Source organism: Halomonas sp. E14 (genome assembly GCF_052568415.1).
In genome coordinates, this window is the sequence record NZ_CP199423.1 from 2,450,629 (window position 1) to 2,460,926 (window position 10,298).

The following is a 10,298-nucleotide window of genomic DNA, read 5'->3' on the forward strand; positions in this document are numbered from 1 at the left end:
TCTTATCCATCGAAAAAATTATCGAACATCGTATCCTAACCATCCCGTCCTGCGCCAGCGCCCTACCCGTCGAGGCTTGCATAGCGCGCACCGGCCACGTCTAATATGCCCCTCCCGACGCCTCGGCCCACCTCCCATGCTGCTTGCGCTTGCCGTCATCGCCCTGTCACTCGCTGCCCTGCTATGGAGCGCCGACCGCTTCGTCGCCTCGGCGGCGGCCCTTGCCCAGCGTACCGGCATGAGCACGCTACTGATCGGCATGACCATCGTCGCCCTGGGCACGTCGGCGCCGGAGATGGTCGTAGCCGTGTTCGCCGCCCTGGACGGCATCCCCGACCTGGCCACCGGCAATGCGCTGGGCTCCAATATCGCCAACATCGGCCTGGTGCTGGGCGTCACCGCCGTGGTCCGGCCCATTCCTGTCAGCCTGTCGCTGGTGCGGCGCGAACTGCCCCTGCTTGTTGGAGCGACGGGGCTGGCCGGCTACGCCCTGGCCAACGGCATCCTCGGTCGCTTCGATGCCCTGTTTCTCGGCCTGCTGCTGATCTTTAGCCTGTGGTGGCTGGTGCGCGCCGACACGCCCGACACGCTGCCCGAAAGCCACGGGCCCACCGGCTCCCTGGCCCACACCCTGGGCTGGCTGCTCACCACGCTACTGGTCCTCACCCTCAGCTCCCGGGCGCTGGTGTGGGGTGCCGGCGAGATAGCGCGAGGCGCCGGCGTCAGCGAGTTGACCATCGGTCTGACCATTGTCGCCATTGGCACCAGCCTGCCGGAGCTTGCCGCCTGTATCGCCAGCGCTATCCGGCGTCACCACGGCCTGGCACTCGGCAACATCATCGGCTCCAACCTGTTCAACCTGCTGGCGGTGCTGCCGATTCCCGCGCTGCTGGCGCCAGGCGTCATCGACCCTTCGGCGGCCAGCCGCGACTACCCGCTCATGCTGTTGATGACGCTGGGCCTCGGCATGCTGCTGCTGTGGTATCGCGCCAGGGCGCTGGGTCGCGTTCCAGGCGCCCTATTCGCCACGGCGTACCTGGCTTACCTGGCCTGGCTGGCCACCTCGGCCGGCCCCGCCACTTGAGGGAAATCTCGCAAAGGGCAACAATCAACGCCATGACTGACGACACGACACCCACGCCCCAGGACGATACGCACACGGACGCGCCAACGCCTCTGCGCGCCAGCGCAAGGCGCACCCTGCGCATCGAGGAACAGGCCATCGCCGCGCTGGCCAACCGCCTCGACGCCCATTTCGATCGCGCCTGCGAGCTGATGCTCGGCTGTCGCGGCCGCGTGGTGGTCACCGGCATGGGCAAGTCGGGGCACATTGCCGGCAAGATCGCCGCCACCCTGGCCAGCACCGGCACCCCGGCCTTCTTCGTGCATCCCGGCGAAGCGAGCCATGGCGACCTTGGCATGATCACCCCGGGCGACGTCGTGCTGGCCCTCTCCAACTCGGGCGAAACAGCCGAAGTCACTGCCCTGCTGCCGCTGCTCAAGCGCCTCGGCACCCCGCTGATCAGCATGACCGGGCGCCCCGGCTCCACGCTGGCGAGGCATGCCGACGCCCATCTCGATGCCGGCGTGGCCCGCGAGGCCTGCCCGCTCGACCTTGCGCCCACCGCCTCAACCACTGCCGCCCTGGCGCTGGGCGACGCCCTGGCCGTGGCGCTACTGGAAGCGCGTGGCTTCACCGCCGAGGACTTCGCCCTGTCGCACCCCGGCGGTAGCCTCGGCAAGCGACTCTTGCTGCGCGTGAGCGACCTGATGCACCGGGGTGATCGCCTGCCCTGCGTGCCCCAGGGCAGCCCCCTGCGCGACGCCCTGCTTGAGATCACCCGCCAGGGCCTCGGCTTCACCTGCGTGGTGGACGAGCAGAATCGCCTGCTTGGTGTCTATACCGACGGCGACTTGCGACGCACGCTCGACCAGCACCAGGATCTCAGCCGGCTCACGGTCGACGAGGTGATGACTCGTCCGGGCAAGCGCATCGGCCCCGATCTACTGGCCGCAGAAGCAGTGCGCGTTATGGAGGACAACCTGATCACCGCGCTCGCCGTCGTGGACGACGAAGGGCACCCCATCGGCGCCCTGCACATGCACGACCTGCTGCGCAGCGGCGTCATCTGACCATCACTGAAGGAGAGCCCATGGCTCTGGCAGCCCCCGTCATCGACCCCCGACTCATCGACCGCCTGCGCAAGATTCGCCTGTTGGCCATTGACGTGGATGGCGTCCTCACCGACGGCCGTCTCTATTTCCAGGCCGACGGCGTAGAGATCAAGGCCTTTCACACCCAGGACGGACTCGGCATCAAGCTGGTGCGCCGCGCTGGCCTGCAGGTCGCCCTGCTGACCGGCCGCGAGTCGCCCATGGTCAGCCACCGCGCCGCCTCGCTCGGCATCGACCACGTCTTCCAGAGCTGCGAAGACAAGCTGGCCACCCTGCGCAGCCTGTGTTCCCGCTTGGGCCTCTCGCTCGAACAGGTCGCCTACTGCGGCGACGACCTGCCGGACCTGGCAGCCATCCAGCGCGCCGGCATTGGCATCAGCGTGCCGGGTGCACCGCCCTACATTCAGGCGCTGGCCGATTGGGTCACCGAGCGCCCCGGCGGGCATGGCGCCGTTCGCGAGATCTGCGACACGCTGCTGGAAGCGCAAGGCCATCGCGACGCCCTGGTCGATACCTACCTGCTCAGCCGCCATTGAGCGCCATCATGGCCGCGCTGAGTCGACTGCTGCGCTCGTCCTACCGCTTTTGGCTGCTGCTGTTGTTGCTGCTGCTGGGTGGGCTGCTGACCTGGCTCGACCCCTGGCGGCCAGCGCCGCCCGGGCCGGTACCCACCGACGAGGCCGGCGAGCCCGACTACTTCCTCGAGAACGTGCGCCTCACGCGTTACGACGCCCAGGGCGTGGCGCATCAGCGCCTGACCAGCCCCAGGCTGGTGCATACGCCCCACGACGACGTCACGCGCGCGCTCACGCCGCTGGCGCACCTGATTGACCGCGAAGGCCGCCTGTGGGTGGCCAGCGGCGCCACGGGACGCCTCGGCCCGGGCGGCAACCCGCTGACCTTGAGCGGCGAGGCCCGCCTGTTCGCCCCGGAAGAGCTGTGGCAGCTCGACACCGACATCCTGCACTTCGATGCCGACACCGGGCACGCCTGGAGCGACACGCCCGCCCTTCTCCAACAGCCGCCCCAGCGCATGAGCGGCGAGCGGTTCGATGCCTGGATCCATGACAACCAGGCACGTTTGACTGACAATGTGCGCGGCCATCATCCGCCCGCACGCCGCACCGCCACCAACGAGGAGTCCGATCCATGATGCGTATCGTCCCGCTGCTGACCCTCGCCCTGAGCGCGCTGTTTTCGGTCGCGCCTGCCCTGGCCCTGGAGAGCGATGCCAGCGCGCCCATCGAGGTCGAGGCCGACCGCCTCGACCTGGACAACGTGGCAGGCACGGCGATCTACACCGGCGACGTGGACATTCGCCAGGGCAGCATGCGACTCACCGGCGACCGGGTCGAGATCCGCCGCAATGCCCAGGGCGAGCTGACCCGCGCCATCGCCACCGGCGAACGCGCCTACATCCAGCAGCAGCCCGCTCCGGACGAGCCGCTGGCCCGCGGCTGGGGCCGTACCATCATCTATCACGTGGCCGAACGCCGCGTGGAGCTGATCGACCGCGCCGAACTGCAACAGGGCGGCGATACCTTCGATGGCGGCTACCTGGAGTACTTCCTCGACCGCCGCGTGGTCCAGGCCCGCGCCGAGGGAGAAGGCGTCGAAGGGCGTCAGCGCATTCGCATGACCCTGCAGCCGGAGCGCTGAGATGACGACGAAGACGCTGTACGCCAGGCACCTGGCCAAGAGCTACAAGCGCCGCCGCGTGGTGCACGACATCAGCCTGTCCATCGCCCAGGGCAGCATCGTCGGGCTGCTCGGGCCCAACGGCGCCGGCAAGACCACCTCGTTCTACATGATCGTCGGGCTGGTCAAGGCCGATGCCGGCAACGTCTGCATCGACGAGCTGGATCTCTCCAGCAGCGCCATGCATGAGCGCGCACGAGCCGGCATCGGCTACCTGCCGCAGGAGGCCTCGATCTTTCGCAAGCTGTCGGTGGCGGACAATATCCTGGCGATCCTCGAGACGCGCCGTGACCTCGACAAGCGTGGCCGCCACGCACGGCTGGAGCAGTTGCTGGAAGATTTCCATATCACCCACATTCGCGACAACCTGGGCATGAGCCTGTCTGGCGGCGAACGGCGGCGGGTCGAGATCGCCCGCGCCCTGGCGACCGAGCCCGCCTTCATCCTGCTTGACGAACCCTTCGCCGGCGTCGACCCCATTTCCGTCGGCGAGATCAAGGGCATCATTCGCCAGCTCAAGGCACGCAACATCGGTGTGCTGATCACCGACCACAACGTGCGCGAGACGCTGGATATCTGCGATACCGCCTATATCGTCGGCGACGGCCAGATCATCGCCGAAGGCGATGCCGACACCATCCTGGCCAATCGACGCGTGCGGGAAGTTTACCTCGGCGAAGATTTCCGCCTCTGACGCCCCCTTGTTCCTCACAACACACTGATGCTGCAGACTGTCAAGTGTTGGGGCATGAAATTTGCGCATGGCATGCATATTGCAGCAACACATCTTGCAACCAACGCTCAAGCGGAATAGGGTGGTTTTTTTCGGCAGATGAGCACTTTCTCTCATGGCCATGAAAGCCTCTTTGCAACTGCGAGTCGGCACCCAGCTGACCATGACGCCACAGCTGCAGCAGGCCATCGCCCTGCTCCAGCTCTCCACGCTTGATTTGCGCCAGGAAATCCAGCAGGCCCTCGAGGCCAACCCGATGCTCGAACTGGACGAGCAGTACGGCGAGACGCGGGTCGACGACGCCCCCCCGGACGACTGGAACGACGACATTCCCTTAGAGCTGACCACCGACAGCGAGTGGACGGACACCTATCCCGATCACGGCAGCGCTGGCAGCGGCGAAGGCCCTGACTTCGAGCGCCAGGCCAGCGCTCAGAGCCTGGCCGGCCACCTGACCTGGCAGCTGGCCATGACCGACCTCAGCGAACGCCAGCGGCTGATCGCCGAAAGCCTGATCGATGCCGTCGACGGTACCGGCTACCTCACCCAGTCGCTTGATGATGTGCGCGACGGGCTTCGCCAGCAGGGACTCGACGGACTGACCACCCGAGAAGTGGAGCAGGTCCTGCTGCGTCTGCAGCAATTCGAGCCGACCGGCGTTTTCGCCCGCGACCTGCGCGAATGCCTGCTGCTGCAGCTGGCCACGCTGCCCGACACCACTTCGCTGCTGCCCCAGGCGCGCCGGCTGGTGCGCCAGTTCCTCGAAGCCCTGGCCGCCGACGACCGCCGCTTGCTCAAGCGCCGCCTGGGGCTCGACGACGAAGCGCTGGAGGCTGTCATCGGGCTGATTCGCTCGCTCGACCCGCGCCCTGCCAGTGCCTACGTCGAGGTCAGCGGCAACTACGTCACGCCCGACCTGCTGGCCATCCATGACGTCCACGGCTGGCGCGTCGAGCTCAATGCCGAAGCGCTCCCTCGGCTGCGCATCCAGCCCGACTACATGTCGCTGGTGAAGCGCGCCGACAAGAGCGCCGATAATCAGTTTCTCAAGGATCACCTGCAAGAGGCGCGCTGGCTGATGAAGAGTCTTGCCAGCCGCAACGACACCCTGCTGCGGGTCGGCAGCGAGATCATGGCGCGCCAGATCGACTTTCTCGAGCAGGGCGAGGAAGCCATGCGCCCGCTTATCCTGGCCGACATCGCCCAGGCCGTTGAGATGCACGAATCGACCATTTCACGCGTGACCACACAGAAGTACATCCATACGCCGCGCGGGGTGTTCGAACTGAAGTACTTCTTCTCGAGCCACGTGGGCGGCGGCGAGGGCGATGCGCACTCCAGCACCGCGATACGTGCACGGATTCGCAAGATGGTGCAGGATGAACCTCCACGCAAGCCGCTTTCCGACAGCCGCCTGGTCGAGCTGCTCGAAGAAGAAGGCATCCGGGTCGCCAGACGTACCGTCGCCAAATATCGTGAGGCCATGGGTATCCCCTCGTCGAGCGAACGCAAGCGTTTCCGCTAGGCTTGAGAGGCGGGTTTGATCCCGGACAAATGCGGGTAGCGAGGGGGTTTGCTAGGCCCTAAAAAGGGTTACAATCGAGCCACCACTCGACGGACGAAGGAGCCTGTCATGCAAGTCAATATCACCGGCCACCATGTAGAGCTGACCGATGCCCTGCGTGACTACGTAAGCGAGAAGCTGAACCGCGTTCAGCGTCATTACGACAACATCACCAACGTCCACGTCACCCTGTCGGTAGAGAAGGAACGTATGCTGGCCGCCTGCACCCTGCACGCAGCCGGCGCCGATCTGCATGCGGAAGCCTCCGATCCCGACATGTACGCCGCCATCGACGCCCTCACCGACAAGCTCGACCGCCAGATGGTCAAGCACAAGGAAAAGGCCCAAGCCCGCGCCCAAGGCGCCGGCATTCGCTGAGACGCCATGTCACTAGAAACCATTCTGCCCCCGGAGCGCGCCCTGTTCGGCGTGCCCGGGGGCAGCAAGAAACGTGTGCTGGAGTTCTTCAGCACGTTCATCGCGCAGAATACCCCGAGCCTCGACAGCCAGGAAGTGTTTGCCCGGCTGGTGGGGCGTGAACGCCTTGGCAGCACCGGCATCGGCAACGGGGTTGCCATTCCTCACGCAAGAAGCCCGCACTGCCACAGCCCGGTAGCGGCCTTTCTGAAGCTGGCCGAGCCGATCGACTTCGACGCCATCGACGGCGAACCGGTGGATCTGGTCTTCGTGCTGCTGGTGCCCGAGGAGGCCGATGACACCCACCTGGCGCTGCTCAGCCAGGTAGCCGGCACCATGAACGACGCCGAGACCCGTGCGAGACTGCGCAAGTGCGAAAGCCAGCGCGAACTCCACGAACGACTCATCGAGGCCATACGACGACAAGCGTCACCCTGACGCCGCCCGCACGGCCCGCCATTCGCTCAGGAGATCCGCCATGCAGCTCGTGATCATCAGTGGCCGTTCCGGTTCCGGCAAATCGATCGCACTGCAGGCGCTCGAGGATATCGGCTACTACGCCATCGACAACCTCCCCGCCATGCTGCTGGGCTCTCTGGTCGACGAACTACGCGACAGCCCCGCCGGCCACTCTGCCATTGCCGTCAGCGTCGATGCGCGCAATCTCCCCCATGCACTGGAACGCTTCCCGCGTCTGCTTGAGGAGCTGCGCGAGCGCGGCGTGGACTGCCAGGTGATCTATCTCACCACCGACGCACGCATCCTGATCGAACGCTACTCGGCCACGCGGCGTCGCCACCCCCTGACCCGCGGCAGCAACATGACGCTGAAGGAAGCGATCGAGACGGAGCACGCCACGCTCAGCGGCATTCGCAACCTCGCCGACCTGGTCATCGACACCTCACGGCTTTCCGTACATGACCTGCGCGGCCGCATTGCCGACCAGGTAGCCAGCCACCGCGCCGACCAGCTGACCCTGACGGTGGAATCGTTTGGCTTCAAGGGCGGCGTGCCGCTTGACGCAGATATCGTGTTCGATGCGCGCTGCCTGCCCAACCCCTACTGGGACCCGCGGCTGCGCTCGGCGACCGGGCGCGACGCCAGCATTATTGAATTTCTCGAGCAGTACCCACTGGTCGAGGCGATGCACAGCGACATCTTGAACTGGGTGGAACGCTGGCTGCCGGCCTACCGCGACTCCCACCGCAGCTACCTGACCGTCGCCATCGGCTGTACCGGTGGCCAGCATCGCTCCGTCTACCTGGCGGAACGCCTGGCCCATCATCTCGCCCAGCAGCAGCCCGACGTGCGGCTGCGCCACCGCGAGCTGGGCATCCATACCCCCATCGGTCACGAAGCGGAGTCGCCCCAGGCGCCACCTACCAGTAAGGAATCATGAGCGTGTCCAGCCGCAAGCTCACCCTGACCAACAAGCGCGGCCTGCATGCCCGCGCCGCAACCAAGCTAGTGCAGTGCTGCCAGCGCTTCGACGCGAGGATCATCGTCAGCCGCAACGCCCAGCAGGCCGATGCGCGCAACATCATGGCGCTGCTGATGTTGGGCGCCCCCTGCGGCACCGAGCTTGAGGTCAGCGCCGAAGGGCCGGATGAAGCGGCGGCCCTGGCGGCCATCGAAGCGCTGTTCGACGCACGCTTCGAGGAAGAGGGCTAGCTGCCGGCCACGGTCAGCTCGTCGATCAGCCAACTGCCGGTATGCACGCTGCCACGGGTATCCGTATCGCTGCCCACCGCCTCCAGCCCCTTGAACATCGCCTCCAGGTTGCCGGCGATGGTGAACTCCTCCACCGGGTATTGGATCTCGCCGTTTTCCACCCAGAACCCGGCCGCGCCGCGGGAGTAGTCGCCGGTCACGCCATTGACGCCCTGCCCCATCAGCTCGGTGACCAGCAGGCCGCGCCCCATGCGTGACAGCAGCGCTTCGCGCGGCGTCAGCGGCGCGCTGATGCGCAGGTTGCGGGCGCCCCCGGCATTGCCGGTGGTCTGCATGTTCAGCCGCCTGGCGCTATAGGCCGACAGCATGTAGCTAGCCAGCCGGCCGTTCTCGATGAAGACATTGTCGCGGGTCTGCACGCCATCGTTGTCGAACGGGGAGCTGGCCATGGCACCGATCTCCAGCGGCCGCTCCCCAAGGGTGAACCACTCGGGAAACAGGGCATCGCCCAGCCGGTCGCACAGGAACGAGGACTGCCGAAACAGCGCGCCGCCGGCAATGGCATTCATCAGGTGACCGATCAGGCCGTCGGCCACGGTGGCGTCGAACAGCACCGGGAAGCGCCCCGTTGCAGGTCGGCGTGCGCCCAGGCGCTTGAGCGTGCGTTCGGCCGCCCGCCGGCCGATCACTTCGGGATCCAGCAGCGCCTGGGGGCTGCGCGCACTGCTGTACTCATAGTCGCGCTGCATGCCCTGGGCGTCTTCCGCGATCAGCATGCACGACAGCGAATGCCGACTGCCGGCCTGGGTGCCGAGAAAGCCATGACTGTTGGCATAGATGCGCACGCCTTCACCGCTTGAGAGCGAGGCCCCCTCGGACTGGCGGATGCCAGGCTCTCCGCGCCCTGCCGCCTCGCAGGCCAGCGCCAGCTCGATCGCTTCCTCGGTGGACAGCGGCCAGGGGTGATGTACGTCGAGATCGGGCAGGTGGCTCGCCATCAGTTCGCGGTCGGCAAGCCCGGCCGCCGGGTCCTTTCCGGTGTAGCGAGCGATGGCCAGCGCCTTTTCCACCACTTCCTGGATCGAACGCTCGCTGGCGTCAGTCGAGGAGGCGCTGCCCTTGTGGCCGCCCAGGTAGACCGTCACCGCGATGCCTTGGTCGCGCGATAGCTCGACGCTTTCGACCTCGCCCTCGCGTACGCTGACACCGACCCCCTGGTCGACGCTGCCACCGAACTCACAGGCATCGGCCCCCAGCCGGCGCGCCAGCGCCAGCGCCTGTTCGGCCCGGGCCTCCAGCAACGCCTGCTGCGCCTTAGCATCGAAAGCCTTTGTCATGTCATTCTCCCTTGTGTTCCGGTGCGAACCGAAGAACCGGTGTCATGTGCCGCACGGAAGCGATGTGTATACTGTGGCGGAAATTCACCTGAGCCTCGCCACCTGCGGCTGCGCTCATTGACGGACAACCGCATGACCCAGGATCTCCCTTCCTCCGCCGACGAACGGCCCAGCAAGTCCCAGCTCAAGCGCGAGATGCATGCGCTGCAGGCGCTGGGCGAGCAGATCATTGCCATGACGCCCGCCGAACGCGCGCGCTTCCCCCTCTCGGAGGACATGCTCGCCGCCGTGGAGGAGACTTCCCGCATCCGCTCCCACGAAGGGCGTCGGCGCCACATGCAGTACGTCGGCAAGCTGATGCGCCGCGAGGACCTCAACGCCATCCAGGCCGTGTTCGATGAAATCGAGCAAGAGGCCCGGCACCGCGACCTGGCCTTCCACCGCCTCGAAAAATGGCGCGACCGGCTGCTCGACGAAGGCGACGAGGCCGTCGAGGCCTTCATCGCAGACTTCCCCGACGTGGACCGCCAGGCCCTGCGCCAGCTGATCCGCAACGCCAAGAGCGAGCGCGAGCGGGGCAAGCCGCCAGCCAATGCGCGCAAGCTGTTCCGGCTGATCCGCGATACCGCGGGGCTGTGAGCGCGCGCAGGCCGACCGGTCTGCGTGCCTGACCACGCCTCCAGGGGGCGAACGCGCGCCACCG

General features: G+C 66.6%; 13 protein-coding genes. 12 read left to right on the forward strand and 1 reads right to left on the reverse strand.

What is annotated here, in order from left to right:
* Positions 1–136: 136 nt before the first annotated feature.
* From ACT7B3_RS11450 to ACT7B3_RS11500, 11 genes are all read left to right on the forward strand, one after another.
* Positions 137–1,084 carry a calcium/sodium antiporter gene (locus ACT7B3_RS11450; RefSeq protein ID WP_445158027.1) on the forward strand — a complete coding sequence of 316 codons (948 nt, stop codon included), beginning with the start codon at positions 137–139 and terminating at the stop codon, positions 1,082–1,084.
* Positions 1,085–1,116: 32 nt separating this feature from the next.
* Positions 1,117–2,133: a KpsF/GutQ family sugar-phosphate isomerase gene (locus ACT7B3_RS11455; RefSeq protein ID WP_445158028.1), complete on the forward strand. Its 1,017-nt coding sequence runs from the start codon at positions 1,117–1,119 to the stop codon at positions 2,131–2,133.
* A 20-nt stretch (positions 2,134–2,153) separates the two neighbouring features.
* The gene (locus tag ACT7B3_RS11460) at positions 2,154–2,711 is read left to right on the forward strand and encodes a KdsC family phosphatase (RefSeq protein ID WP_444677280.1); all 558 of its coding nucleotides are present in this window, start codon (positions 2,154–2,156) and stop codon (positions 2,709–2,711) included.
* Between the two features lie 8 nt (positions 2,712–2,719).
* A complete protein-coding gene (lptC, locus tag ACT7B3_RS11465; RefSeq protein WP_445158029.1) occupies positions 2,720–3,328 on the forward strand; it encodes an LPS export ABC transporter periplasmic protein LptC in 609 nt (202 codons plus the stop codon).
* The gene (gene lptA / locus ACT7B3_RS11470; protein WP_445158030.1) at positions 3,325–3,834 is read left to right on the forward strand and encodes a lipopolysaccharide transport periplasmic protein LptA; all 510 of its coding nucleotides are present in this window, start codon (positions 3,325–3,327) and stop codon (positions 3,832–3,834) included. Before lptC ends, lptA begins: the two co-directional genes overlap by 4 nt.
* Position 3,835: 1 nt before the next feature.
* Complete coding sequence (gene lptB, locus ACT7B3_RS11475; RefSeq protein WP_444677277.1) at positions 3,836–4,567, forward strand: LPS export ABC transporter ATP-binding protein; 732 nt, start codon at positions 3,836–3,838, stop codon at positions 4,565–4,567.
* Between the two features lie 154 nt (positions 4,568–4,721).
* A complete protein-coding gene (locus tag ACT7B3_RS11480) occupies positions 4,722–6,131 on the forward strand; it encodes an RNA polymerase factor sigma-54 (RefSeq protein ID WP_445158031.1) in 1,410 nt (469 codons plus the stop codon).
* 108 nt (positions 6,132–6,239) lie between these two features.
* The gene (gene hpf, locus ACT7B3_RS11485; RefSeq protein WP_444677276.1) at positions 6,240–6,548 is read left to right on the forward strand and encodes a ribosome hibernation-promoting factor, HPF/YfiA family; all 309 of its coding nucleotides are present in this window, start codon (positions 6,240–6,242) and stop codon (positions 6,546–6,548) included.
* A gap of 6 nt (positions 6,549–6,554) precedes the next feature.
* Positions 6,555–7,025, forward strand: coding sequence for a PTS IIA-like nitrogen regulatory protein PtsN (gene ptsN, locus ACT7B3_RS11490; protein ID WP_445158032.1), 471 nt, complete (start codon positions 6,555–6,557; stop codon positions 7,023–7,025).
* A 40-nt stretch (positions 7,026–7,065) separates the two neighbouring features.
* Positions 7,066–7,986, forward strand: a complete 921-nt coding sequence (gene rapZ, locus ACT7B3_RS11495) for an RNase adapter RapZ (protein WP_445158033.1) — start codon at positions 7,066–7,068, stop codon at positions 7,984–7,986.
* A 2-nt stretch (positions 7,987–7,988) separates the two neighbouring features.
* The gene (locus ACT7B3_RS11500) at positions 7,989–8,258 is read left to right on the forward strand and encodes an HPr family phosphocarrier protein (protein ID WP_445158874.1); all 270 of its coding nucleotides are present in this window, start codon (positions 7,989–7,991) and stop codon (positions 8,256–8,258) included.
* Here the strand turns inward: ACT7B3_RS11500 and pmbA are convergent.
* Positions 8,255–9,595, reverse strand: a complete 1,341-nt coding sequence (gene pmbA / locus ACT7B3_RS11505; RefSeq protein ID WP_445158034.1) for a metalloprotease PmbA — start codon at positions 9,593–9,595, stop codon at positions 8,255–8,257. The genes ACT7B3_RS11500 and pmbA overlap by 4 nt on opposite strands.
* Positions 9,596–9,727: 132 nt before the next feature.
* Here pmbA and yjgA point away from each other — a divergent pair, with 132 nt between their 5' ends.
* Positions 9,728–10,234 carry a ribosome biogenesis factor YjgA gene (gene yjgA, locus ACT7B3_RS11510; RefSeq protein ID WP_445158035.1) on the forward strand — a complete coding sequence of 169 codons (507 nt, stop codon included), beginning with the start codon at positions 9,728–9,730 and terminating at the stop codon, positions 10,232–10,234.
* The last annotated feature ends 64 nt before the right edge of the window (positions 10,235–10,298 follow it).